22 protein-coding genes are annotated in these 24,364 nt (G+C 74.6%); 3 read left to right on the top strand and 19 right to left on the bottom strand.

Annotation, left to right across the window (positions count from 1 at the left end; translation table 11 throughout):
- Window positions 1-25: 25 nt before the first annotated feature.
- The 5 genes from DMP17_RS17760 to DMP17_RS17780 form a co-directional block, all read right to left on the bottom strand.
- Window positions 26-1,627, bottom strand: coding sequence for a glycosyltransferase family 39 protein (locus DMP17_RS17760; protein ID WP_337830124.1), 1,602 nt, complete (start codon window positions 1,625-1,627; stop codon window positions 26-28).
- Complete coding sequence (locus DMP17_RS17765) at window positions 1,624-3,147, bottom strand: glycosyltransferase (RefSeq protein WP_337830125.1); 1,524 nt, start codon at window positions 3,145-3,147, stop codon at window positions 1,624-1,626. The genes DMP17_RS17760 and DMP17_RS17765 overlap by 4 nt, the downstream gene beginning before the upstream one ends.
- Complete coding sequence (locus tag DMP17_RS17770; protein ID WP_337830126.1) at window positions 3,144-3,695, bottom strand: hypothetical protein; 552 nt, start codon at window positions 3,693-3,695, stop codon at window positions 3,144-3,146. The genes DMP17_RS17765 and DMP17_RS17770 overlap by 4 nt, the downstream gene beginning before the upstream one ends.
- Before the next feature lie 188 nt (window positions 3,696-3,883).
- On the bottom strand, window positions 3,884-4,756 hold the full coding sequence (locus DMP17_RS17775; RefSeq protein WP_337830127.1) for a serine protease: 873 nt from the start codon (window positions 4,754-4,756) through the stop codon (window positions 3,884-3,886).
- A 146-nt stretch (window positions 4,757-4,902) separates the two neighbouring features.
- Window positions 4,903-5,796: an AAA family ATPase gene (locus tag DMP17_RS17780; RefSeq protein ID WP_226355941.1), complete on the bottom strand. Its 894-nt coding sequence runs from the start codon at window positions 5,794-5,796 to the stop codon at window positions 4,903-4,905.
- A gap of 99 nt (window positions 5,797-5,895) precedes the next feature.
- On the opposite strand from DMP17_RS17780, the gene DMP17_RS17785 reads away from it, so the two are divergent.
- Window positions 5,896-8,007 (top strand): RecQ family ATP-dependent DNA helicase, encoded by a 2,112-nt coding sequence (locus DMP17_RS17785; RefSeq protein ID WP_226365850.1) that lies wholly within the window; start codon window positions 5,896-5,898, stop codon window positions 8,005-8,007.
- Between the two features lie 171 nt (window positions 8,008-8,178).
- Window positions 8,179-8,772 carry a hypothetical protein gene (locus DMP17_RS17790; protein ID WP_337830128.1) on the top strand — a complete coding sequence of 198 codons (594 nt, stop codon included), beginning with the start codon at window positions 8,179-8,181 and terminating at the stop codon, window positions 8,770-8,772.
- Window positions 8,773-9,093: 321 nt separating this feature from the next.
- Here the strand turns inward: DMP17_RS17790 and DMP17_RS17795 are convergent, their stop codons facing one another.
- From DMP17_RS17795 to DMP17_RS17855, 13 genes are all read right to left on the bottom strand, one after another.
- On the bottom strand, window positions 9,094-10,152 hold the full coding sequence (locus DMP17_RS17795) for an ABC transporter substrate-binding protein (RefSeq protein WP_226355938.1): 1,059 nt from the start codon (window positions 10,150-10,152) through the stop codon (window positions 9,094-9,096).
- A gap of 57 nt (window positions 10,153-10,209) precedes the next feature.
- Complete coding sequence (locus DMP17_RS17800) at window positions 10,210-11,100, bottom strand: alpha/beta fold hydrolase (protein WP_337830129.1); 891 nt, start codon at window positions 11,098-11,100, stop codon at window positions 10,210-10,212.
- On the bottom strand, window positions 11,097-12,137 hold the full coding sequence (locus DMP17_RS17805; RefSeq protein ID WP_337830130.1) for an amidohydrolase family protein: 1,041 nt from the start codon (window positions 12,135-12,137) through the stop codon (window positions 11,097-11,099). Before DMP17_RS17805 ends, DMP17_RS17800 begins: the two co-directional genes overlap by 4 nt.
- On the bottom strand, window positions 12,134-13,237 hold the full coding sequence (locus DMP17_RS17810) for an amidohydrolase family protein (protein ID WP_337830131.1): 1,104 nt from the start codon (window positions 13,235-13,237) through the stop codon (window positions 12,134-12,136). The genes DMP17_RS17805 and DMP17_RS17810 overlap by 4 nt, the downstream gene beginning before the upstream one ends.
- Window positions 13,234-13,728 (bottom strand): Rieske (2Fe-2S) protein, encoded by a 495-nt coding sequence (locus DMP17_RS17815; RefSeq protein WP_226355934.1) that lies wholly within the window; start codon window positions 13,726-13,728, stop codon window positions 13,234-13,236. The genes DMP17_RS17810 and DMP17_RS17815 overlap by 4 nt, the downstream gene beginning before the upstream one ends.
- 70 nt (window positions 13,729-13,798) lie before the next feature.
- The gene (locus DMP17_RS17820; protein WP_226355933.1) at window positions 13,799-14,749 is read right to left on the bottom strand and encodes a LysR family transcriptional regulator; all 951 of its coding nucleotides are present in this window, start codon (window positions 14,747-14,749) and stop codon (window positions 13,799-13,801) included.
- A gap of 1 nt (window position 14,750) precedes the next feature.
- Window positions 14,751-16,262 carry a PAS domain-containing sensor histidine kinase gene (locus tag DMP17_RS17825; protein WP_337830132.1) on the bottom strand — a complete coding sequence of 504 codons (1,512 nt, stop codon included), beginning with the start codon at window positions 16,260-16,262 and terminating at the stop codon, window positions 14,751-14,753.
- 15 nt (window positions 16,263-16,277) lie between these two features.
- Window positions 16,278-16,523, bottom strand: a complete 246-nt coding sequence (locus DMP17_RS17830; RefSeq protein WP_179760620.1) for a hypothetical protein — start codon at window positions 16,521-16,523, stop codon at window positions 16,278-16,280.
- Entirely contained in the window at window positions 16,520-17,575 is a 1,056-nt protein-coding gene (locus DMP17_RS17835; RefSeq protein WP_337830133.1) for an ABC transporter ATP-binding protein, read from the bottom strand. The genes DMP17_RS17830 and DMP17_RS17835 overlap by 4 nt, the downstream gene beginning before the upstream one ends.
- The gene (locus DMP17_RS17840; protein WP_226355930.1) at window positions 17,572-18,615 is read right to left on the bottom strand and encodes an ABC transporter ATP-binding protein; all 1,044 of its coding nucleotides are present in this window, start codon (window positions 18,613-18,615) and stop codon (window positions 17,572-17,574) included. The genes DMP17_RS17835 and DMP17_RS17840 overlap by 4 nt, the downstream gene beginning before the upstream one ends.
- A complete protein-coding gene (locus DMP17_RS17845) occupies window positions 18,612-19,478 on the bottom strand; it encodes an ABC transporter permease (RefSeq protein ID WP_337830134.1) in 867 nt (288 codons plus the stop codon). The genes DMP17_RS17840 and DMP17_RS17845 overlap by 4 nt, the downstream gene beginning before the upstream one ends.
- Window positions 19,465-20,481, bottom strand: a complete 1,017-nt coding sequence (locus DMP17_RS17850) for an ABC transporter permease (protein ID WP_226355929.1) — start codon at window positions 20,479-20,481, stop codon at window positions 19,465-19,467. The genes DMP17_RS17845 and DMP17_RS17850 overlap by 14 nt, the downstream gene beginning before the upstream one ends.
- Window positions 20,478-22,094 (bottom strand): ABC transporter substrate-binding protein, encoded by a 1,617-nt coding sequence (locus DMP17_RS17855; RefSeq protein WP_226355928.1) that lies wholly within the window; start codon window positions 22,092-22,094, stop codon window positions 20,478-20,480. The genes DMP17_RS17850 and DMP17_RS17855 overlap by 4 nt, the downstream gene beginning before the upstream one ends.
- A 264-nt stretch (window positions 22,095-22,358) precedes the next feature.
- On the opposite strand from DMP17_RS17855, the gene DMP17_RS17860 reads away from it, so the two are divergent.
- Entirely contained in the window at window positions 22,359-23,291 is a 933-nt protein-coding gene (locus DMP17_RS17860; protein ID WP_443217892.1) for an IclR family transcriptional regulator, read from the top strand.
- Window positions 23,292-23,357: 66 nt separating this feature from the next.
- On the opposite strand, the gene DMP17_RS17865 is transcribed toward DMP17_RS17860, so the two are convergent.
- Window positions 23,358-24,362: an amidohydrolase family protein gene (locus DMP17_RS17865; protein ID WP_337830135.1), complete on the bottom strand. Its 1,005-nt coding sequence runs from the start codon at window positions 24,360-24,362 to the stop codon at window positions 23,358-23,360.
- Window positions 24,363-24,364: the final 2 nt, after the last annotated feature.

Consider the following 24,364-nt stretch of genomic DNA (forward strand, 5'->3'; position numbering starts at 1 on the left):
ACGCGGGCGTGATCAGCGAGGGTGGTCAGCCCACCTTCCACAGGCTCCAGGCGTAGGACGCGGTGGTCGCGCCGGGCCAGGAGCCCACCCGCGTCCAGCCCACCGGGTCCGGGTACCGGGTGCGGACGGCGTCGACCCCGCCGGAGTCGTTGCGCAGCACGTAGCGGATCCCGTGCCCGGCCGGGTCGGCCAGCGCGGCGTCGAAGCCGTCGTCGGAGGTCACCAGGAACGTCGACGGGTGCGCCGACGCGGCGAGCACGGCGAACGCGGCACCGGAGTCGGCCAGCACGCTGCCGTCGGGCAGGTGCAGGGCGTCGATCCGGCGGGCGATCTCCCGGTCCTGGGCCCACATGCCGTTCGCGTCGCCCGCCACCGGCGGCCCGCCGGTCAGGGCGGCGACGACCGGGGCGATCCGGTGGTACTCCTGGGTCGCCCGCACCGGGTCGGTGAGGATCAGCGCGGCCGACCCCCACGCCGACGTACCGAGCACGGCGACCGCGAGCAGGCAGGCCTCGGCCGCGCGCAGCCGCCCGGGCCGGGTCGCACCACGCGCGAGCAGCAGCGCCAGCAGCACCGTGACCAGCGGCAGGACCGCGATCTGGTAGCGCAGGAACCCGAACAGCTCCCCCGCGGCACGCAGCACCCACTCGAACGCGAGCACCGAGCCGAGCACGGCGACCGGCACCGCGACCGCCGGGTCGCGGCGGCGCAGCGCCACCACGGCCGCGGCGACGGCCACGACCGGGCCGAGCGGCGCCAGCGCCCACAGCTGCACGCCGACGTCGGCGAGCCCGCCCGGTGCCCGCGCCCCGCCCGCGGTGAGGGCGGCGTTGCCGTAGGCGGAGGTGAACTGCTCGAACGGCGAGCCGACGGTCAGCCAGCTCAGGCCCGCCCACAGCACGAACGCGACGACGGCGGGCCCGCCGACGAGCAGCACATCGGCCCGCACCGCGGCCCACCGCCGGTGCCGGGTGCGGCGCAGGGTCACGACGGCGACCAGCACGGTGGCCGCCGCGGCGGCGACGACCGCCTCGTAGCGGGCCAGGTAGCCCAGGCCCAGGAACAGACCCGCGGCGACGAGGTCGGTGTGCCGCCCGGGACCGGCCGTCCAGCGCAGCAGCCGGCGCACCGTGAGCAGCAGGAACAGCAGCAGCAGCGCCTCGGTCATCCCGTTGGTCGCGTAGACCACGAGCAGCGGCGCCGCCGCGGTCCCCACCGTCAGCACGGTCCGGGCGGAGCGGCGCACCCGCAGGTCGTGGGCGATCCCGTGCACCGTGGCAACGACGCCGGCCATCGCCGGGGCCGACACCAGCACGGCGAGGAACCCGGTCGAGACCAGGCCGGGCCACACCGCGCGCAGCGGCGCGAACGGCACCATGAGCAGCGCGGGCAGCGGGGTCCAGACGAAGCCGACCGCGGCGAGCTTCGGGTCGGCGGCCGCGGTCACGGTCGCCGCCGCCGACACCCGGGCCAGCGCGTCCTCCATGACCGAGTCGTAGCCGAACACGAGGACCGCGCCGAGCAGCAGGTAGCAGGCGAGCGCGGCGAGGAACACCGCCCGGGTCGCGGGGCGGGCCACCGGGTCGGCCGCGGCCGCCGGCACGGGGCGGTCGAGCAGCGCGGTCATCGGACGAGCTCCGGTTCCGCCGGGGCCGCCGACGTGGTGTCCAGGCCGTGCGTGGTCTTCTCCCAGTACGACGGGCGCAGCGCGAGCTGCAGCACCGCCTTCGCCGCGGCGGCCGACATCAGCACCCAGTACGCGGGGACGACGAGCGCCGCGGGCGCCAGCCACGGCCGCCCGCCGACCCGGGCGATCGCCAGGCCGCAGTACACCGCGGCGAACGTGCCGACCATCCACACGGCGCTGCCGACGTAGAAGGTCGGGGGTGGGAACAGCGCCGCGACGGCGGCGGGTTCGGCGAGGAACCAGAGCAGCGCCATCGCCCAGAACACCGGGTTGAGCAGCGCGAGCACCGGGGTCGCCCACACGAACAGCAGCAGCCCGGCGATCCCGCGCAGGCCGACCGCGCGGCGCAGCTCGCCGGGGGCGCGCAACGCGACCAGGACGCTCTGCAGATAGCCCTTGTACCAGCGGGAACGCTGCTTGACCCAGTTGATCGCGTCGCTGTTGGCCTCCTCCAGCGTGGTGGATCCGAGCATCGCGGTGGTCCAGCCGTGGCGGGCGAGGCGGATGCCGAGGTCGGCGTCCTCGGTGACGTTCCAGGCGTCCCAGCCGCCGAGGCCGACGAGCACGTCGCGGCGGATGTGGTTCGACGTCCCGCCCAGCGGGATCGGGGTGCGGCCCGCCATCAGCCCGGGCAGCAGCCAGCGGAACCAGAGGTCGTACTCCAGGGTGAACCAGCGGGTCAGCAGATTCTGCTCGGCGTTGTGGTAGCTGAGCCGGGCCTGCAGGCAGGCCAGGTCCTCGCGGCCCGCGGCGGCCGCCCGGTGGAAGGCGACGACGGCGCGGCGCAGCTGCAGCGGCTCCGGGCGGTCCTCGGCGTCGTAGATGGTGACGAGCTCGCCGGTGGCCTCGGTGAGCCCGAAGTTGCAGGCCTTGGGCTTGGTCCGCGGCGACGACGGCGGCACGACCACGATCCGGATCCCGGTGCCGGGGCAGACCCGGCGGGCCGCGGCGATCGTCGGGGCGTCGTCGGCCTCGAGCAGCAGCAGGATCTCCAGCTTGTCCGCCGGGTACTCCAGCGCGGTCAGCCCGTCGACCAGCCGTGCGACGACGGCGGGCTCGCCGTAGGCGGGCACCAGGACCGTGTAGACGGGCAGGTCGGCGTCCGGGACGGCGCGGGCTTCGGCGTCGGACACCTGGATCGTGGGGTCGTCGGCGACGGCACGGCGGACCAGCAGCAGCCGGTGCACCGTGGAGGCGGCGTAGATCAGCACGACCGCCCCGACCAGCAGGACGCCGGTGGCGCGCGGGGCGAGCACGAGCCCGGTGACCACCATGAGCAGCACCACTCCCGCCACGACCCGCGCGGGGCGGCGGCGGCGCGGTCGGGCCGACAGCGCGTCGTCGAGGTCGGCGAGCCCGTCGGTGGCGAGCCGGCTGCGGAGCTCCAGGTCGCGGCCGTCGCGGGCGTGCGCCACGGACGCGGGCAGCGGCGCGACGGGCAGCAGGCGGGGCACGGTCACCGCCCCCGCCGGTCGCCGGCGCGCACACCGAGCACGGCGAGCACCGCCAGCGCCGCCGCCAGCGGCAGCTGGACCTCACGGGCCGCCGGCAGCGCCGACCACCAGCCCGGCCACGCGAGGACGAGCACGGCGGGGAACGCCCGCAGGTGCCACAGGCGCCGGGTGCCCGTCAGCGCGGCGAGCACCGCGACCGACACGGGCGCGAGCGCCAGGCCGGGTGTGCCGACCACGAGCAGGGCGACGGCCGCGAGGACCGCCGCGCCGGTGACGATCAGGTCCAGCTCCCGGTCGTGGATGTCGGGACCGGGCAGCGCACCGAGTGTCCGCGGCACCGCCGCCACCGCGGCGACGAGCGGCAGGAGCCCGACGGCGAGCTCCCCCGCCGCGAGATCCAGAACACTCAGCGTCACAGCCAGGGCGCCGAGCATGACCGGCGGTGTCACACGCAGTGACATCGCTACGACCGCCTGCGACGGCCGCGGGAGCGTCGCGAGCCGCCACGCGCGTAGCGGCTCGACCGGTGCCGACCTGCCCATATCGATGGTCACGCCTGCAGTTCGGTTGCCCGCGACCGGTTGTTACGCGCTCAACCATTTCACGGAGCGCGACGTCGATCACGTCACCACTTCCGTCAACGGAGTGACTCTCCGTATATACACCGGCGCTCCGGTCGAGCCGCCGAGCCACGACCGGAGCGCCGGGGTGCACCGCGGTCCCACACCGCGGGGCCCTCCGCCTAGAAGGCGGGGTCGATCGGCACCGGCTGCGGAGTGAAGGGACGGTCGCCCTCGACCAGGCGCAGTGCTCCGCCGTGGCCGCCGGGGCCGTTGGCGTAGTCGAGGATCTTCCGCAGGTCGCTGATGCCGTTCGTGCCGGGAGCCGGAGCCAGGTTCAGCGTCGAGAGGACGCCGAGGGCGCGGCCGTCGGCGGTCAGGTAGCCCGAGCCGGAGTCACCGGGCACGCCCGGCGGGACGGTGACGACGGTGTGCGTCCAGCCGCCGCCCCCGGTACCGGTCGAGGTGCCGGTCTTGGGCTTCAGCGCGCGCACGCCCTGGCGCAGCGAGGAGTTGCCGTAGCCGTAGACGATCCCGCCGGTCGCGACGCCGTCGGTGGCCACCCCGGTCGGGCCGCCGTAGAACGGCACCGCGGGGCTGGTGCGAGCGGCGTCGTCCGGGCTGAGCTCGACCAGCGCGAAGTCGTTGAACCGGCAGGTGTCCGGGTCGGTCTCGCCCCGCTCCTGCATGCTCAGCCAGGAGGAGTACACGAGCCGGCCCGGTGCGGCGGCGCCCTCGACCTCGACCGGGGTGCCGAGCGGCAGCGACCCGGCCTCGCACCCGTCCACCTCGGTGGACCCCCCGGTCCCCGCACAGTGTGCGGCCTGTCCGAGGTAGGTCGCGGACCCGTCGGTGAAGACGAAGTTCGCGGTGCACTGCGCACTCTCGGGTCCGGTACGGGTCATGACCCCCGGGTGCACGCCGGCGTCCGGGGCGCCGTCCTGCGCCGATGCGGTGCCGGCGGCGGCGAGCCCGAGCGCGAGCACGGCGCCGGCGGCCAGTACGGCGCGCAGCAGGCGGCGGGCGGTGCGGGGCAGTTCCGGGAGGGCGGTCATCGGTGGGCCTCCGGTCGCTGGGGAGCGTGTAACCGGAACAACTCGCGCCACTCGTTCCGGTTACGCCCGGTGCCCCGATCGACCCGATCTTCACTCCATAGGGGTGCAGACCTTGACAGCCGATCAGCGGTGCGTGACTGGGCCGTTCAGTTCAGCCGCAGCTCGGCGGCCGCCTTGTCGGCGTCCGAGCGGTGCTTCAGCACCACACCGAGGGTGGCGCGGACGGCGTCGTCGTCGAGGGTGTCCAGGCCCAGGGCGAGCAGGGTGCGGCCCCAGTCGATCGTCTCGGCGACGCTGGGGGCCTTGCGCAGCTCCATCGCGCGCAGCACCCGCACGGTGCGCACCAGCGCGTCGGTGAGCTGCTCGGTCAGCTCCGGGACGCGGGTGAGCACGATCCGGCGCTCCAGGTCGGCGTCGGGGAAGTCCAGGTGCAGGAACAGGCAGCGGCGCTTGAGCGCCTCGGACAGCTCCCGGGTGGAGTTCGAGGTCAGCAGCACGAACGGACGCCGGTTCGCGGTGACGGTGCCCAGCTCGGGGATGGAGACCTGGAAGTCGGACAGGACCTCCAGCAGCAGGCCCTCGACCTCGACGTCGGCCTTGTCGATCTCGTCGATCAGCAGCACGGTCGGGTCGGTGCGCCGGATCGCGGTGAGCAGCGGGCGCGGGAGCAGGAACTCCTCGGAGAACACGTCGTCGCGGGTGGAGTCCCAGTCCGCGCCGTCCTCGCCGCGCTGCCCGGCGGTGATCCGCAGCAGCTGCTTGGCGTGGTTCCACTCGTACAGCGCGCGGGCCTCGTCGATGCCCTCGTAGCACTGCAGGCGCACCAGCCCGGACGCCGTCGCCGCGGCGACGGCCTTGGCCAGCTCGGTCTTCCCGACCCCGGCGGGGCCCTCGACCAGCAGCGGCTTGCCGAGCCGGTCCGCGAGGAACACCGTCGTCGCGACGGCGGTCGAGGCCAGGTAGCCGGCGTCGGCGAGCCGGGCGGTCACGTCCGCCACGGAGCCGAAGACCGGGCGGTGGGCGGGGCTGTCGGACGACACGCGATCATCCTGCACGCCCGGCCCGCCGCGCGTCGGACGGGTGGCCCGGTTCACACCCCGGCGGCCCGCGTCGGGTCGTTGTCAGGGGTCGGGTCCACCATGGGTGTCGTGACCACCGCATCGAGCACCGACCTGCGCGAGCGCGCCGAGACCGTCCTGCAGCAGCTGGCCGGCCCGCAGGCCCGGCTGCGCGAGGACCAGTGGACGGCGATCGAGGCGCTCGTCGCCCAGCACCGCCGCGCGCTGGTCGTGCAGCGGACCGGCTGGGGCAAGTCCGCGGTCTACTTCGTGGCGACCGCGCTGCTGCGCGAGCAGGGCGCCGGGCCGACGGTGATCGTGTCGCCGCTGCTGGCGCTGATGCGCAACCAGATCGACGCCGCGATCCGCTCCGGGATCGTCGCGGTCACGGTGAACTCGGCGAACGCCGACGAGTGGGACGCGGTCTACGCCGACATCGCGAACGGTGACGTCGACGTGCTGCTCGTGTCCCCGGAGCGGCTCAACAACCCCGACTTCCGCGACCGGGTGCTGCCGAAGCTGGCGGCGAGCGCCGGGATGCTGGTGGTCGACGAGGCGCACTGCGTCTCCGACTGGGGCCACGACTTCCGCCCGGACTACCGGCGGCTGCGCACGCTGATCGCCGAGCTGCCGTCGGGGATCCCGGTGCTGGCGACCACGGCGACGGCGAACGACCGGGTCGTCACCGACGTCTCCGAGCAGCTCGGGATGGGCCGTGACCAGCAGGACACGCTGGTGCTGCGCGGGTCGCTGGACCGCGAGTCGCTGCGCCTGGCGGTGGTCCGGCTCCCGAGCCCGGCGCGGCGGCTGGCCTGGCTCGCGGCCAAGCTCGACGAGATGCCCGGCGCCGGGATCGTGTACACGCTCACCGTCCAGGCGGCCGACGACGTCGCCGAGTTCCTGCGCGAGCGCGGCGTCGCCGTGCGCTCCTACTCCGGGCGCACCGACCCCGAGGACCGCCTGGCCGCCGAGTCCGACCTGATGGAGAACCGGGTGAAGGCCCTGGTCGCGACCTCCGCGCTGGGGATGGGCTTCGACAAGCCCGACCTCGGGTTCGTCGTGCACCTGGGCGCGCCCGCCTCGCCGGTCGCCTACTACCAGCAGATCGGCCGTGCCGGGCGTGCGCTGGACCGGGCCGAGGTGGTGCTGCTGCCCGGCCGCGAGGACCGCGACATCTGGGCCTACTTCGCGTCGCTGGCGTTCCCGCCCGAACCGCTGGTCCGCCAGACCCTCGCCGTGCTGTCGGACCGGCCGCAGTCCACCGCCTCGATCGAGACCCGGGTCGACCTGTCCCGCACCCGGCTGGAGATGCTGCTCAAGGTCCTCGACGCCGACGGCGCCGCGAAGCGGGTCAAGGGCGGCTGGGTCGCGACCGGCCAGGAGTGGGTCTACGACACCGAGCGGCACGAGCGCGTGAACGAGGCCCGGCGCTCCGAGCAGCAGGCGATGCTCGACTACATCGCGACCACCGAGTGCCGGCTGGTGTTCCTGCGCCGCCAGCTCGACGACCCGGACCCGACGCCGTGCGGGCGCTGCGACACCTGCACCGGCACCGTCTGGTCCGACGAGGTGTCCGCCGACGGCGAGCAGGCCGCCGCCGAGCGCCTGACCCGGCCCGGGATCGAGGTCGCGCCGCGGAAGATGTGGCCGTCCGGGATGAAGGACATCGGGGTCCCGCTGTCCGGGAGGATCGCCGCGGGCGAGCAGGCCGCGTCCGGCCGGGCGATCGGGCGGCTGTCCGACATCGGGTGGGGCACCCGGCTGCGCGAGCTCGTGACCGGCGGCGACGACCCGGTGCCTGCCGACGTGCTCGACGCGCTGGTCCGGGTGCTCGCCGGGTGGGGCTGGGAGCAGCGCCCGGTGGGCGTGGTCGGGATCGGCTCGCGCACCCGCCCGCACCAGCTCGACCACCTCGCCCGGCGGATCGCCGAGATCGGCAGGCTGCCGCTGCTCGGCACCCTCTCCCCCGCCGGCGAGCGCCCCGCGGCGACGGAGAACTCCGCCCAGCGCCTGGCCGCGGTGTGGGAGGGGCTCGACAGCGCGACCGTGCCGGACCTGTCCGGGGTGGACGGGCCGCTGCTGCTGGTCGACGACGTCGTCGACTCGGGCTGGACGATGACGGTCGCCGCGCGGGCGCTGCGCCGGGCCGGGGCCCCGGAGGTGCTGCCGCTCGTGCTGGCCGTCGCCGGGTGATCGGCGGCCGGAACCTCCCCGGCCGGGCCGTCCCGGGCGGTGCTCCGTCCGCCGGAGGATGCGGCCACCGCGACGAACGACGTAGCCGGACCGGGTCAGCAGCGGCTCACCCGGTCCGGAGGCCGCTCCTAGGCTCGGCGCCGTCGCCGTTCCGCCGGAGGAGGAGCACCCATGAGCCGCTCCTCCACGGACCCGGTTCCCGGCTCGCTGTTCGGCCGCCGGTTCGTCGTGGTGCCCGGGACCGTCGGCGACGACGACCTCCGTGCCTTGAGCGCCGAGGCCGCGTCGGACGGACGGATCAGCGGACTCGTACCGGCGCACCGCCCGGTGACCTCGGACGTCGCACAGCGCCTCTCGCGGCTGGCGGAGTCCCGGCACCTCGCATCACCGTTCGCCCCGACCGAGGTCGGCTGGGTGACCCGGCACGCCACGGAGCCCCGCCGGGACCGGCGCTTCTACCTGGGCTGCACCGCGTGGGTGGTCCTCGCCGGAGGCGGGACGCTCACCGAGCACTCCGAGCGTGACCGGGCCGAGGTGCTGCACCGCAGCCGGATCGCGGCGGGCGACGTGGTCCTGCTGCGGGGGTGGAGCCCGCTCGGCGTCGCCGACCCGCGGCCCTACCTGCGGATCGCGCCCGACGGGCAGCCGGTGGCGCTGATGCGGGTGCGGCAGAACCTGGTCGGCTCGGCCCGCGAGTCGGCCTGGCTGCCGCTGCTCACCGCCGCGGAGATCACCGAGGCCCGCGCCCGCGCCGCCGCCTGCTGACCGGACCGGGCCGGCCCCGCTCGGCCCGGCCCAGCTAGGCCCGGCTCGGCCCGACCCAGCTAGGCCCGGCTAGGCCCGGCCCGGCTCTGCCCGGCGCAGCTCGGCCTAGCTCGGCCTAGCTCGGCCCGGCCCGGCTCTGCCCGGCGCAGCTCGGCCTAGCTCGGCCCGGCTCGGCCCGCCCCGGCTCGGCTCGGCTCGGCACCGCCGAGATGCAGCTCAGCGGGGTCCCCGGCCCCCCGGAGCCCGCTGAGCTGCATCTCGGCGCCCGGACACCGCGGCCGGGACGGCGGGCGGGCGGCGGGAGCGGGCGGTGGTCCGCGGTCAGCGGGCGGGAGCCGGGGTCAGGCTCGTGTCCAGCCAGGCGGCCGGGTCGAGGCCGGGCGGGAGCTGACCGATCCCGACGATCTCGTCGTAGGCGGCCTGCCAGCGCTGCGGCGAGATCCCCAGCAACGTGTCACCGGCGGTGTAGGCGTCGACGTAGGCGGCCAGCGCGGCCTTCGCCACCTCCGGGTCGCCCAGCGCGGGGACCTGGTACTCGGAGTCGATCAGCCGCATCGTCTCGGCGAACCCGTTGGCCTCGTCGTCGACGATGAACTGCATGGCCTCCTCGACGGCGGAGGCGTAGCGCTCCAGCCGGTCGCGGGTCTGCGGGTCGGCCATCTGCGCGGCGGAGGTGACGTACATCTGGGCGCCGGCGTCGATGTCCTGGTTCGGGTCGTAGACGACCGTCTCGGGGCGGGTGTGGTCGAGCAGCACGGAGGTGTCCAGCGACACGATGTAGGAGTCGACCCGGCCCGAGGTCAGGAGGTCGAACACGCCGGGGCTCAGCCCGACGACCTGACGCGACACCTCCTCCGGCGGCACCCCGGCGGACCCGGCCACCAGGTCCAGGGTGATCGAGCTGGTGCCGCCCTCCGACGGGGTCCCGACGAGCCGGCCGCGGAACTGCTCGGCCCGGGTGACCGGAGCGGCCTCGGTGGAGATCATCCGGATGGTGCCGGTGTGGATCGGCTCGCCGAACGCGAGCAGCGGGGCGTTGCGTTCACCGGCGGCGATCATCGTCTCGATGTCGCCGATCCGGGTCAGCTGCGCGCCGCCGGCGAGCACCGTCTGGATCGCCGGGGCGGAGCCCTGGGTGGCCTCGAACGTGACGTCCAGCCCGCGTGCCTCGAACAGTCCCCGGGTGTCGGCGATCATCTCCGGGGCGAACGACAGGCTCTCCATCGGCAGTACGTTGAGGAAGGTGACCGGCTCGCCGCCGCCGTCACCCCCGTCGTTCCCGCCGCAGGCGGCCAGCACCGCACAGACGGCCAGCACCGCGGCGCAGGTCCGGCCCACGCGGCGGGCTCCCCGGACGCTCCTGGTGGATGTGGTGGTCATGGCTCACGTCTCCTCGCGTCGTTGCGATCCGTGGCGGTCCCGGGTTCCCCCGGTTGGTCATCGATGGAGTCGATACCGGCTGGCTGTGGGGAGGAAGGCGGCCAGCTCCGCCCGTACCTCGTCGGGTGCCTCCTCGGCGAGCAGGTGCCCGGCGTCCAGTGCCCGCCCGGTCGCGGCCGGGGCCCAGACCCGCCAGTCGTCCAGCACCGCCGGTGCCCGCCCGAGCGGACCGCGGCGCCCCCACAGGACGAGTGTCGGCGCGGTGATCGTGCGCCGGCCGCGGTCGGCCTCGTCGTCGGCGGCGTCGACGTCGAACCCGGCCCGGTAGTCCTGGCACATCCCGTGCACCACCTCCGGGCGCGCCCACGCCGACGCGTACGCGGCGAGCGCGGCCGGGTCGCAGACCTCGGCCAGACCCCGTCCGAGGATCGCGTCGGGCTCCGCGGCCACCAGCCGCTCCGCCAGGTCCGCCGGCTGCGACAGCAGGAACCAGTGGAACGCCCCCCGTGCGAACCCGGCGTCGGCGCGGGCCAGCACGTCGGCCGTCGGGAGGATGTCCAGCACCGCCAGCGCGCTCACCGCGCCGGGATGGTCCAGCGCCATCCGGTACGCGCAGCGGGCGCCCCGGTCGTGCCCGACGACGGCGAACCGCTCGTGCCCGAGCGCCGCCATCACCGCCACCAGGTCGGCGGCCATCGTCCGCTTGCCCGACACCGTGACGGCGGCGCCCGCCGGGAGCGCGCTGCCGCCGTAGCCGGGCAGGTCCGCCAGCACCACGGTGCGGCCGTCGAGCAGGCCGGGGGCCACCCGGTGCCACATCACCGAGGTCTGCGGCCACCCGTGCAGCAGCAGCACCGGCGGGCCCTCCCCCGCCTGCCGGACCCGCACGGTCCCCCCGGACGGCGTCGGGACGTCCTGCGGGCTCCCCGGCAGCCCGATCCCGCTCACCCGAGCCGGTACCACTCGGCGGCCGTCCCGCCGCGCACCGCGGCCAGCTCGTCGCCGTCCAGCACGGCCGCGAGCCGGTCGGCACCGGGACCGTGGTCGTGCGGGTGGTCCCCGGCGTGCATCAGCAGCTCCGGGCCGAGCAGGTCGACCGCCTCCCGGGCCTGCACCGGGTCGGACGGCAGGTGGATCGGCGCCGTGGTGAACCGGACGTGCTCACGGACGATCTCCGACGGCGGCCGGTCCACCCACGGCACCTCCCGCCAGACGCCCTTCCAGTCCTTGTCGAACCGCCACAGCAGCGTCGGCAGCCAGGTCGAGCCGCACTCGGCGACCGTCACCCGGAGTCCGGGGAGCTCGGCGAACACGCCCTCGGTCACCAGGCTCACCAGCTGCCCCTGCGCGACGACGTGCCCGTTGGCCAGGTAGTCCTCCAGGTAGCTGTGGGTCATCCCGCTCGACGTCGGCGCCTGCCCTGCACGCCCCCACGCGTGCAGGGTGACGACGAGTCCGTGCTCCGCGGCGGCACGCAGCACCGGCCGGTTCCCGACGTTGCCCCAGCGGGTGTCGTTGCGGACCGGCAGCAGTGCGGTGACGACCTCCGGCCGGTCGCCGATCCGGTGGACCTCGGCGACCGCGGCGTCGACGTCGAGGGTCGGCACGACCATCGCCACCCGCAGTCGCGGGTCGTGGGCCTGCCACCGTTCCAGGAGCCAGTCGTTGAGCGCCCGGCAGAGCGCCGCCTCGTAGTACGGGTTGCGGTTGGTCTGGAAGGTGCTGGTGCAGGTCAGGATCGCGAGGTCCGTGCCGTCCGGGGAGAGCACGCGCTCCCCCAGCGCGCCGACGTCGGACAGCGGCCGGCCACCCGGGCCGATGCCGGGCGGGTAGGCGCCGCCCTGGGTCGGCGACAGCGACACCCCGCCGTCGGTGGTGTAGTCGCGCCAGTACGGGTCCATGTGCGCGACCACGTCGGACAGACTCGACGGGACACAGTGGACGTCGGTGTCGACCTTCACCACCCCCACCGCCGGGGCGCTCATGCCGCCACCCGCTCGGGCAGGCCGTAGAGCCGGCAGGCGTTCGACCCCATGATCGGCTCGCGCAGGTCGGCCGGGAACAGCCGCGGCGCCGATGTCGGCGAGTCGAAGTCCCAGTGCGGGTAGTCCGAGGCGAACATGATCCGCTCGCCCAGGCCGAGATGCCGGATCACCGTGGCCAGGTCCGCCGGGTCGCGCGGCTCCTCGATCGGCTGCGTGGTGAACCACAGGTGCTCACGCAGGATCTCCGACGGCGGCCGGTCCAGGTGCGGGACGTCCTCCCGCAGCGCCGCCCACCCGTCGTCCAGCGACCAGATCAACGGCGCCGCCCAGGCCAGCCCGCCCTCCACACAGACCACCTGCAGCTCGGGGAACTCGGTGAGCACGCCCTCGCAGAGCAGGCTGGTGACCAGCGCGCCCATCATGTTGCCGTTCCAGACGTGCTCCTCGAGGTAGAACGACGGCCAGCCGGCGCCGCGGTGCTGCTCCAGCCCGCCGGTGTGCGCGGCGATCGGCAGGCCGGCCTCGGCGGCGGCCGCGTAGATCGGCCAGTACCGGCGCCTGCCGAACCCGGACTCGCCGCCGGTGGCCAGCAGCACCTGGCAGAACCGCGGGTCGCCCGAGCGCCTGCGGATCTCCGCCGCGGCCAGCTCCGGGGACTCCAGCGACACCGCGATCGACGACCGCAGCCGCGGCTCGCGGTCGAGCCAGCACTCGGCGACCCAGTCGTTGAGCGCCCGGCACAGCGACGCGGCGAACTCGGGGGTCTCGGCGCCCCAGCTGTGCGACTGCAGCGGGATGAGCACGCCGTGGTCGATGTCGAACTCGTCGAGCAGCTGGTCGCGGACGAGCTGCAGGTCGCTGCCCGGGAAGGCGCCCTCCGGCCAGGCGTCCAGCCGGTAGCCGGAGTTGCGCACCCGCGGGTAGACGTCCGGCGGGGCGGGGACACGGCTGCCGAACAGCTCGTAGCGGCGCCGGGCGGCCGGGTCCAGGCGCGGCATCAGCTCGGCGGGCGGGCAGGCCGGGTGGATGTCGGTGTCGACGATCGTGAAGCCGGTACGCCGGCGGGCCGGCGCCGCGGGCGCCTCGGGTGCGGTGGTCACGGGCTCTCCCCCTGGCTCGGAACGGTGCGGGCGGGCCGCGGCGTGGTGTCGACGACGACGTGGTCGCCCGAGCCGAACCGCTCCACCGTCACGTCGAAGGTCTCGGCGACGAACGGGCCGGGCCTACGCTCCCCGGGCGCGGGATCCGCAGTGGACACGTCGGCGGGCTCGACGCTCACCTCGTAGCTCCGGGCCGGCGGCTCCCCCGGGCCGAGGAACGACTGCCCGGTGGCCAGGTCGTACTCCCAGCCGTGCCAGGGGCAGGCGATCAGGGCGTGCTCGTCGTCGCGCTCGTACCGTCCGGGTGTGCTCGACCGGACCCACGCCTGCGTACGGCCCTGGCACAACGGTCCGCCCAGGTGGGGGCAGTGGTTGTTGAGCGCGTAGAACCGGTCACCGACCCGGAAGACCCCGATGGAGCGCCGTCCACGGGTCACGATCCTTCGTTCGCCGGGCGGGAAGTCGTCCACCCGGGCCACCACGATCCGCATGCTCCCGACGCTATGTCGCAGGTCACCCCGGACGGAAAGAGGAAGTTCGGATGCGGGTCATCCACCGCGTCTATGGGCCGGGGCGCAACGAGCGCGAGGCGGTGTCCAGCATCGCGCGCAGCCAGGTGTGCGCGGCGTCGTCGGAGCGCAGCCGGTGCCACCAGAAGATCTCCACGATCGGCGGCGGGTCCCCCGGGCAGGGAAGGATCCGCAGGTCGGGACGGTCGGCGAAACCGGCGGCGAGCCGACCCTGCATGACCGCGACCCGATCGGTCCCGGCGACGAACCACGGGGTGGCCGCGTAGCTGTCGACCCGCACCGCCACCCGCGGCCGGGTGCCGAGCATCGCCAGCAGGGGCGCGAGCGGGGAGCTCGCCGGGTACTGCGGGTCGGGCTGGTTCGGGATCACCCACGGCAGACGTTCGAGGTCGGCCAGCTCGATCCGGTCCCGCACCGGGTTCTCCGCGTCGACGACGCACACCCAGCGGTCCCGGAACAGCTCCTGGCCGCACAGCTCGTCGACCTTGAACTCGGCCTTCGGCGCGGAGATGATCCCGTCCAGCGTGCGCAGCGTCTCCGGCAGGTCGCCGGGCAGCCTGCCCTTCACGACCGGGATGTGCAGCCGCACGCCGGGTGCGGCCTCGTGCACCACGCGCGACAGCGACTCGCCCATCGCCGCCAGCACGTAGTCGGTGGTCATCACCGTGAACTCGTGCTCGGAGACCTCCGGCCGGAACGGCTCCTCCGGTGCGAACAACCGCTCCAGACCGAGGCAGAGCGGCTCGACCTGGAGGGCGAGCCGGCGGCCCAGCGGGGACAGCACGTAGCGGCCGCGGGTGCGTTCGAGCAGGTCGTCGTCGAAGTGCCTGCGCAGCCGGGCGAGCGCGGCGCTCGCCGCGGGCTGGGTCACCCCGACCCGCTCGGCCGCCCGGGTGACGTTCTGCTCGCGCAGCAGCTCCCGCAGGATCACCAGCAGGTTCAGGTCGACGTTGGCCAGCGCGGCCGTCGCGGAACGGGGCACCTCAGGTCTCCTGCTCGTCCAGGCCCGAGACCGGGAGCACGGTCCGGACCGTCCAACCGCCGTCCGGGCGCGGGCCCGCCGAGCAGGCACCGCCCCACCGTTCGGCCCGCTCACGCATCGACACCAGCCCCAGGCCGCCGGGCACGCTGGCCGGCGGATCCGCGGGCCGGGTCCCGGACCCGTCGTCGGCGACCTCGACCACCAGGTCGCCGTCGCTGCGTTCGATCCGTACCCGCACCGTGTCCGCCCCGGCGTGCTTGACGGCGTTGTGCAGGGCCTCCCGGACGGTCCGGTAGAGGTCGTCGGTGACCCCGGGGCCCAGCCGCGGGTCCACCGGGGCGACGACGTCCACCCGCAGGCCCGTCCGGGACTGCACCTCGGAGGCGTGCGTGCGGACCGCCTCCACCAGGTCACCGCCACGCGGCGCGGCCGGGTGCATCTCGCGCACCAGCAGCCGCAGGTCGTCCAGTGCGTCGGCGGACATCGCGGACAGCTCGGTCGCCGCGCCCAGCACGCGGGCCGGGTCCGGGTCGGAGCGGTCCAGCCGGCCCTGCAGTGCCGAGACCTGCATGCGGATCGAGAAAAGCTGCTGCACCACCGAGTCGTGCAGGTCCCGGGCCAGCCTGCGGCGCTCCGCCGTGCGGGCGTCGGATCGGGAACGGGCCACCAGCCGGGCGGTGTCCACGGCGACGGCGGCGTGCGCGGCCATCGCCTCCAGGAACGCCAGCGACGACGGGTCCGGCGCCTCGTCCGGCTCGTAGTAGGCGTTGATCACGCCGACGGTGGTGCCACGGACGACCATCGGCATCGCGACGAACCCGTCCCAGTCCGGCCGGTCCATGATCTCGTGCAGCGGCTCCCACGCCGGGTCCGCCATGATCGCCGCCCGGCGGTGCGGGACGACGACCGCCTCGCCCCGCGCGTGCGCCTCCAGGAACCGGATGTCCGCGCCGCCCTCCCGGCAGGCCCGCAGCCGCCGGACGAAGTCGGGTGCCGCGCCGAACCCGGCCATCCCGAGCACCTGCAGGTCGGCCGCCGGGTCGTCGACCGCCAGGATCTGGGCGGCCGCGATGTGCGCGGTGCCGATGATCTCGCGGGCGATGGCGTCCAGCGTGCCGGCCAGCGACCCCGCCTCGGCGACCCCAGCGGCGGCCCGGACGATCGCGGTCAGCCGCTCCTGCCGGGCCAGCCGGTCGGTGACGTCGCTGAACCACACGGCCAGGCCGCCGGTGCCGTCCGGCGCGGCCCGGTAGCGGAGCTCGCGGGCCGACCCGTCGGCCCCGGTCCAGCGCACCGTCCGGGTCCCGGACGGGCCCACCGGGCCGGGGACGAACGGCGCTAGGACGCCCACGAGCTCGTCGGCCGGGCGGCCGAGCAGCCGGAGGGCGGCCGGGTTCAGCGAACGGAACCGGCCGTCGGCGTCGAGCAGGACCAGGCCGTCCGCACACACCGCGACGAGCGCGGCCGCTCCCGGCTCGTCCCGGTCGGGAACGGTCGTCACATCGGTGTGCACCGCACCATCATGCGGTCACTCGCCACCCGGTTCGAGCGTTTCGCCGGGGTAGCCGATCTCGATCCGCTCCTCGGGGACGCCCAGGGCCGAGTGCAGCACGGCTCGCATCATGTCCTTCGGGACGAGACAGTCCGCGCAGGCGTCCGGTCCGGCGCTGATCCGGACCTGCAGCCGGTCGCCGGACTCGGTCACCTCCATCGCGTAGTCGTCGGCCTCCAGACCGGCGCGCAGTCCGTCCAGAGCGGCGTGGTCGATCGTCATGTGCGGGTCCCCTCGTCGTCGGTGCGTCCGGGTGGGTCGAGCGGGAAGTGGCAGGCGGCCCGGTGCCCCGGCGCCAGTTCGACGAGCACCGGTTCCTCCTCGGCGCAGCGCTGCTGCGCGCGCGGGCAGCGGGTGCGGTAGCGGCAGCCGCTGGGCGGGTCCAGCGGCGACGGCGGCTCGCCGGGGGGCGCCGTGGGCCGCCGCACCCGTCCGGTCGCCGGGTCCAGGCCGGGGATCGAGTCGAGCAGCGCCGAGGTGTAGGGGTGCCGGGGCGCGCGGTAGAGCGCGGTCGCGGGGCCGATCTCGGCGAGCTGCCCGAGGTGCATCACCGCGACCCGGTCGCTGACCTGTTTGACCAGCGCGAGATCGTGCGCGATGAACAGGTAGGACAGGCCGAGCTCGGAGCGCAGGCGTTCGAACAGGTTGAGCACCTGTGCCTGGATCAGCACGTCCAGCGAGGACACCGCCTCGTCGCAGATGAGCAGCGCCGGGTCCAGCGCGATCGCCCGGGCGATCGCGACCCGCTGGCACTGCCCGCCGGACAGCTCGTGCGGGCGCCGCCGCCCGTACAGCGACGGGTCCAGCCCGACCATGTCCAGCAGCTCGTCGACGCGGCGGGCACGCGAGGCGGCGGTGCCCTCCCGGTAGCCGACCAGCGGCTCGGCGACCAGCTCGGCGACCCGCCAGCGCGGGTTCAGCGAGCCGAACGGATCCTGGTAGACCATCTGCAGCGACCGCCGGGCCCGCACCAGGTCGCGCCGCCGCAGACCCATCAGGTCGACACCCTGGAACTCGATCTCGCCCGACTTCGGCCGCGGCGACTGGATCAGCGACCGGGCCAGCGTGGACTTGCCGGAACCGGTCTCGCCGACCACCCCCAGCGTCTCCCCCGGGTGGACCTCCAGCGACACGTTCGAGACGGCGTGCACCACGCCGCCCTTCACCCCGCCCGCGGCCCGGACCGGGAACTCCTGGACGACGTCGCGGGCGGCCAGCAGCGGGGCGACCGGAGCGGCCCGCGACCCGGCCCCCCGGTGGTCGGTGACGGTCATCGCCGGTCCTCCTCGGGTTCGGTGCCCCGGCCGGGTTCGGGATGCCAGCAGGCCCAGCGGTGGCCGGGCTCGTGTTCGGTCAGTGGCGGCTCGGTCAGGCACTGCTCGTCGGCCGAGGCGCACCGTGGGCGGAACGGGCAGCCCTCGGGCAGCGCCCGCAGGTCGGGCGGCTGGCCGGGGATCACCGGCAGCAGGGTGTGCGACGGCCGGTCGAGCAGCGGGATCGCGCCGAGCAGTGCCGCGGTGTAGGGCATCCGGACGGCACCGAACAGGGTCGGCGCGGGCGCGTACTCGACGGCCCGGCCCGCGTACATGACCAGCACGTCGTCGGCGTAGCTGGCGGCCAGCCCGAGGTCGTGGCTGATCATGACGACGGCGGTGCCGAGCCGCTGCTGCAGTTCGGCCAGCAGCTCCATGATCTGGGCCTGGGTGGTCACGTCGAGCGCGGTCGTCGCCTCGTCGGCGATCAGCAGCCGGGGCTGCCCGGCCAGCGCGATCGCGATCATGACCCGCTGCCGCATCCCTCCGGAGAGCTGGTGCGGGTACTCGAAGAAGCGCCGCTCCGGTGCCGGCAGCCGGACCATCGTGAGCAGCTCGACGGCACGCTCCCGCGCCGACCGGGCGTCGACGTCGGCGTGCACCCGGACGGCCTCGGTGATCTGGTTGCCGATCCGCATCGTCGGGTTGAGCGAGCGGGCCGGGTCCTGGAAGACCATGGCGATGTCCGAGCCGCGCCGCCTGCGCATCCGGCGCTCCGGCATGCCGATCAGCTCGGTGCCGTCGAACGTCGCCGAGCCGGTGACCCGGGCGGAGCCGGGCAGCAGCCCGAGCAGCGCCCGGGAGCTCACGCTCTTGCCGGACCCGGACTCGCCGATCACCGCCAGCGTCCGTCCGGGGGCGACGCTGTAGGACAGCCCGTTGACCGCGTGCACGGGAACGCCCTCGCGGGTGAACCGGACCCGCAGGTCCCGCACCACGAGCAGCGGATCTCCGACCGGCGCCGGGTCGGTACGGGCCGGCTCGGTGCCGGAGATGGTCATCGGCCGCTCCATCGTGCGCGCAGGGTCTCGCCGAGCAGGTTGAAGGTCAGGACGGTCACGAAGAGCACCAGGCACGGCCAGACGACCAGCATCGGCGTCGCGGACAGGCTCTGCTGGCCCTGGGCGATCATGTTTCCCCAGCTGGGGGCGGGTGGCGGGATGCCGAGCCCGAGGAACGACAGCGCCCCCTCGATCACCATCACGATGCCCATGCCGAGCATCCCGAAGGTGATCAGCTGGGGTGCGATGTTGGGCGCGACGTGGCGCAGCAGCGTCCGGTGGCCGGGCGTCCCGCACAGCTCGGCCGCGGCCATGAACGGCTGCTCGCGCAGCCGCAGGGTGGCGGCCCTGGCGATCCGGGCGAACGCCGGCACGCTGAAGAACGCCAGCGCGAGGACGGTGTTGGTCCGGCTCGGGCCGAGGCTCTGGGCCACCGCCAGGGTCAGCACCAGCGACGGGAACGCGATCAGCACGTCCAGCACCCGCATGATGACGGTGTCGACGCTCCCGCCGAGGAAGCCCGACACCGCGCCGAGGGTGCCGCCCACGAGCAGCCCGAGCAGGTTCACCGACACCGCGACGATCAGCGACGAGCGCCCGCCGTGCAGCACCCGGGACAGGATGTCGTTGCCGTTCGGGTCGGTGCCGAGCAGGTGCCCCGGTGAGAGCGCCGGGAGGTAGCTCGACAGCACGCTCCCGCCGACCGGCGGCGGCAGCGGCAGCACCACCGGTCCGACGAAGCAGGCCGCGGTGATCAGGGCGAGCAGCCCGCCCGGCAGGACGACCGCCGGGCTCCGGAGCAGGCCGCGCCTGCCCGGCGGCGCGGTGGGGACGACGGCGGTGACGGGCTCAGCGACTGCCATAGCGGATCCTCGGGTCGAGCACGGCGTAGAGCAGGTCGGCGAGCAGGTTGGCCAGCACCGCGATCACGGCGAACACGACGACGCAGGCCTGCACCACCACGAAGTCCCGGGTGTTGATCGCCTGCAGGAGCAGCTGCCCGAGGCCGGGCAGCGCGAAGATCTGCTCGATGATCACGGTCGCGCCGATCAGCGTCCCCAGGTTCAGCCCGACCACGGTGATCAGCCCGAACGACGAGTTCCGGAACGCGTGCCGCACCAGTACCCGCCACGGCCCGACGCCCTTGGCCCGGGCCGTGGTGATGTAGTCCTCGCCCTGCAGCTGGTCCACCAGGTCCCCGCGCAGGAACCGGGTGTAGAAGCAGAACAGCGGGAACGCGATCGCCACCGCGGGCAGCGCCAGCGAGTGCAGGTTGCCGGTCACGCTCTCCGAGAGCGGTACGAAGCCGATCGCCGGGAAGATCGAGAACTGCACCGCGAACAGCAGCACCAGCAGCAGGGCCAGCACGTAGTTCGCCACCGACAGCCCGGTGATGCTGACGAGCATGCTGAGCCGGTCGAACAGGCGGTTCGGCCGGTAGGCCGCCAGCAGCGCGACCGGGATCGCCAGTCCGAGCGACAGGACGAAGGCCATCCCCACCAGCTGTCCGGTGACGGCCAGTCGCTCCGCGAGCACCGGGGTGACCGGCTGGCCGCTGACCACCGAGTTGCCGAGGTCACCGGTCACGGCGCCGCCGAGCCACTGCAGGTAGCGCACCGGCCCGGACCGGTCGAGCCCGAGCCGCTGTTCCAGCGCGGCGATCTGCTCGGCGGTCGCCTCCGGTCCGAGCAGCTGCTGCGCCGCCCCGCCCGGGATCAGGCTGAGCACCCAGAAGGTCAGGACGCTGGCCCCGAGCACGATGGGGACCGCCACCAGCGTCCGCTTGCCGACCATCCGCAGCGCCGGTGACCCGCGCAGCGCCGCGAGGCGCGCGGAACGGTCGCGGACCGGTACGCCCGCGGTCACTGCTGCGACTCCCGCCAGACCTCGTCCCAGTGCACGCCGGTGTTGACGACGATCGGCGGGATCCGGCTGGTCAGGCCCGGTCCGTACACCCCCGGGACCGCGAGGTTGGCCGGAGCGAACGCGAGGCCGAACGGGCCGTAGTGGTTCTCGGCGATCAGGCCGCCCGCCCGGTCGTAGAGCTCCTGGCGCTGCGCGGGATCGACCGAGGCGGCGGCCTGGTCGAACAGTGCGTCCAGCGCGGGGTCGGCGACCCCGGAGAACGGGCTGTCCGAGTCGAACCGGAAGTTGACGCCGACCCCGGCGGCCGGGTCCCACGAGCCGGCGGTCTGCAGCATCGCCTGCCAGCCGCCCCCGTTGAACTCCTGGACCAGTGTGGACAGCTCGTAGGTCTCGGTCCGGACGGTGATTCCCGCCTCCTGCCACTGCGTCTGCAGCGCGGTCATGACCTGCTCGGCCACGTAGGACCCGAGTGTCCCGAGGTCGACCTCCAGCCCGCCGAGCTCCGCGACGAGCTGCCGCGCCCGCTCCGGGTCGTGGCCGGTGTAGCCGGGGGTCGACTCGGTGTGGAACAGCCCGCCCGGACCGGTGAAGCTCTGGCTGACCGGGTAGAGGCCGCGGAACAGGCCCTGCCCGATCGCGTCGAAGTCGGTGGCGGCGTAGATCGCCTCCCGGGCCCGCGGGTCGTCGAACGGCGCGGCCCGGGTGTTGAGCTGGACGACGTAGGGCGACGTCGCGGGCTGCACGGTCACGGCGAGCCGCCCCTGGGACTGCGCCTGCTCCAGCAGCGGCGTCGTGGTCAGCCCCTCGTACGCCTGCGCCTGCCCCGCCAGCAGCGCCTGGTAGGCGGGCTGGTCGCCGCCGATCGACTGGAAGGTCAGCCGGTCCAGGTAGGGCAGACCCTCCTTGAAGTAGTCCGGGTTGCGTTCCAGCACCAGCTCGGAGCTGAGCTGGTTCGACACCACGGTGAAGGGCCCGGCGCCGACCGGCTCGATCGCGAACGCGTCCTCGCCCTTCGTCGCGAGCGCGGAGGGCGAGGCGATCCAGTTCACGTTCGTCACCGGCATCGCGTTGATCACCGCGGCGTAGGGCCGGGTGAACTCCAGGACGACGGTCAGCGGCCCGTCCGTGGTGATCCCGCCGTCGGCCAGTGGCCAGTTCGGCGAGCAGGTGCAGGGCGAGTCCACGGCGCGGCGGAAGTTGGCGGCGACCGCCTCGGCGTCGAACGGCGTGCCGTCGGTGAACCGGAGCCCCTCACGCAGGGTGATCCGGACCGTCCGGCCCCCGTTCTCGACCGAGCTGCTCTCCGCCTGGTGCGGCTCCACCCGGGCGTTGCTGCCGTCGTCGTCGGCGACGAGCCGGAACAGCCCGCCGTAGATCGCGCTCATCTGCGGCACGTTCGCCCCGCCGGTGGTGTTGGTCGCCGGATCCAGGCCGGTCGGCCAGCCGCCGGCGAACGACGCGTTCTCCAGCACCGTCAGCTCACCGCCCCGCTGGGGTGGACCGGTCGGCTCCGCGGGAGCGCCGCCCGCGTTCGTCGTCGCCCCACCTCCGCAACCGGCCACGACCATGGCCGTGGCCAGCAGCAGGGCCGGCAGGTGCATCCGTCGTCTCACGGGGCACTCCCGTTCGGTTCGGGACCGGCCGGCCCGCGCTGCGGCGGGGCGTCCGGTCGGTGGTGGGACCCGGGGACCGGCGGTCGGGGCGGCCGGGAACGTGATCGGGCTCACTGTGATGTCGACCAGCGTCGGACAGCCCCACGGTCGCGGTGGAGGGCGCTTCCGCCCGGCGGAAGACAACTTGGCGCCCCGCCCGGCCCGACCACGACGAATGACGTAGGCAGCTCTGTCCCATCCGACCCGTTCGTCCGTGCTGCCCTTGTGACGCAGCGTGTGACCTGCGGAGACTGGCCGGGCGCCGGCTCCGGCCGCCGCACGACGTGGACGCTGGACAAGGGGGTCGGGCGTGGTGGAACCCTGCGGTACGACGGGCACGAGGGCCGGTCGATGACGGTCACGGCGGAGCGCGGCCCGGGGTGGGCCCACGAACCGGATCCCGGCCGGCGGGTCACGGCCGCGGGCCGGATGCTGGCGGTGCTCGACGCCTTCGGGCCCCGGCACCGGTCGCTCACGCTCAGCGACATCGCGCGGCGTGCCGGGCTGAGCCTGTCGACCGCGCACCGGCTGGTGCACGAGCTGGTGGCCTGGGGTGCGCTGGAGCGCGACGGCGAGGGCCGCTACTCGGTCGGGCTGCGGCTGCTGGAGCTGTCGGCGCTGGCACCGCGCGGTCTCGGCCTGCGCGAGGCCGCCTACCCGCACCTCGAAGACCTCCACCGGGCCACCCGTGGCAACGTCCACCTGGGGGTGCGGGACGGCACCGGCGTGGTCTACGTGGAGGCGATCCGTGCCCGCGTCCGCAACCCGGTGAACAGCCGGGTCGGGGACCGCTGGCCGATGCACGCCACCGGCACCGGGCTGGTGCTGCTCGCGCACGCCGAACCGGAGTTCCAGGAACAGGTGCTGAGCGCGCCGCTGGAACGCTTCAGCCCGCTGACGGTGATCGACCCGGACGAGCTGCGCCGCACCCTGGCCTCGATCCGGCAGACCGGGGTGGCGGTGGCGCGCGGGCAGATCACGGTGCCCGACATGGTGGTCGCGGTGCCGGTGCTCGACGCCGGCGGGCGGGTCGCCGCGGCCGTCAGCGTGGTCGTCGAGGCGACCGACGCGCGGACCCGCGAGCTCGCGGGGGTGCTGACGCAGGCGTCCCGGGCGATCTCCCGGACCCTGGGGCCACGCCCGGTCACCGGCCTCTGAGCCGTCCGGCACACGCCGCTCCCCCGGGCGCCGGGCCCGGGGGAGCGAGCGTGCGGCGGTACCGGGTCAGACCGGCGGGTCGACCCCGAGCCAGCGGAAGGTGTTGTGCCACAGGATGTCGTCCAGCTCGGCCGCGGACAGGTCCAGCGACCGCAGGGTCCGGCCGCAGGGCTCCTCGCGCGGCATCGCCGGGAAGTCCGAGCCCGCCAGCAGCCGGTCGTGGCCGAGCAGGTCGACGAGGTAGCGCAGGGCGCGGTGGTCGAAGACCATCGTGTCGTAGTAAAAGCGCCGGGCGAGCTCCGACGGGGACGGGCCGTCGTCGTGCGCGAACGCGCGCTCGGGCACCGCGGGCTCCTCGTTCCAGGTGCCGCTCCAGAAGTACTGCGCCCGCGGCAGGACGAGCGGGAACCCGCCGGCCGCGTGGCTGAACGACAGCCGCAGGTCCGGGCACCCGGCCGCGGTCCCGCCGGTGACCATCGACGCGGCGGCGGTCGCGCCCTGCAGGCCGACCACGTGGGTGCCCATCGCCGAGGCCGGGAGCTGGTCGGTCGGGGCGGGCATCGCGTGCACGAACACCGGCAGCCCGAGCCGCTCCGCCTCGGCGAAGAACGGCCGGAACCGCTCGTCCCCGATCGGCCTGCCGAGCACCCCGGAGGCGATCTCGACACCGTGCAGGCCGGCGTCGCGGATCTGCTTCAGCTCCGCGGTCGCGGTGTCCGGGTCCTGCATCGGGACGATGCCGAAGCCGTAGAGCCTGCCCGGTGCGGCCGCGCTCAGCGTCGCGGTGAACTCGTTGACGTGCCGGGCCAGCGACAGGCCGTCGGCGACCGGGAGGTCGTAGCGCAGCAGCGGCGGCATCGGGGTGATCACCTCGGCGTCCACACCGGACGCCTCCTGGGCCTCGATCCGCCGTTCGGCGTCGAAGAACGCGGCCTTCGCGGTGAACCGCACCGACCCGAACACCAGCAGCCGGGCGTCGGTGCCGTCGATCGCCTCCATCCGCGGGAAGCACCCGGGGGCGTCGTCGGGGTAGTCGTGGGGCAGCAGGTGGGCGTGTGCGTCGATCAGCACGG

It is taken from the genome of Pseudonocardia sp. TMWB2A (genome assembly GCF_017312135.1).

What these genes read in the sequence shown, in the direction of transcription:
- DMP17_RS17760 (WP_337830124.1), bottom strand. Translation starts at nt 1,627, where the DNA reads ATGACCGCGCTGCTCGACCGCCCCGTGCCGGCGGCCGCGGCCGACCCG.
- DMP17_RS17775 (WP_337830127.1), bottom strand. Translation starts at nt 4,756, where the DNA reads ATGACCGCCCTCCCGGAACTGCCCCGCACCGCCCGCCGCCTGCTGCGC.
- DMP17_RS17785 (WP_226365850.1), top strand. Translation starts at nt 5,896, where the DNA reads ATGGGTGTCGTGACCACCGCATCGAGCACCGACCTGCGCGAGCGCGCC.
- DMP17_RS17790 (WP_337830128.1), top strand. Translation starts at nt 8,179, where the DNA reads ATGAGCCGCTCCTCCACGGACCCGGTTCCCGGCTCGCTGTTCGGCCGC.
- DMP17_RS17795 (WP_226355938.1), bottom strand. Translation starts at nt 10,152, where the DNA reads ATGACCACCACATCCACCAGGAGCGTCCGGGGAGCCCGCCGCGTGGGC.
- DMP17_RS17805 (WP_337830130.1), bottom strand. Translation starts at nt 12,137, where the DNA reads ATGAGCGCCCCGGCGGTGGGGGTGGTGAAGGTCGACACCGACGTCCAC.
- DMP17_RS17815 (WP_226355934.1), bottom strand. Translation starts at nt 13,728, where the DNA reads ATGCGGATCGTGGTGGCCCGGGTGGACGACTTCCCGCCCGGCGAACGA.
- DMP17_RS17830 (WP_179760620.1), bottom strand. Translation starts at nt 16,523, where the DNA reads ATGACGATCGACCACGCCGCTCTGGACGGACTGCGCGCCGGTCTGGAG.
- DMP17_RS17835 (WP_337830133.1), bottom strand. Translation starts at nt 17,575, where the DNA reads ATGACCGTCACCGACCACCGGGGGGCCGGGTCGCGGGCCGCTCCGGTC.
- DMP17_RS17840 (WP_226355930.1), bottom strand. Translation starts at nt 18,615, where the DNA reads ATGACCATCTCCGGCACCGAGCCGGCCCGTACCGACCCGGCGCCGGTC.
- DMP17_RS17845 (WP_337830134.1), bottom strand. Translation starts at nt 19,478, where the DNA reads ATGGCAGTCGCTGAGCCCGTCACCGCCGTCGTCCCCACCGCGCCGCCG.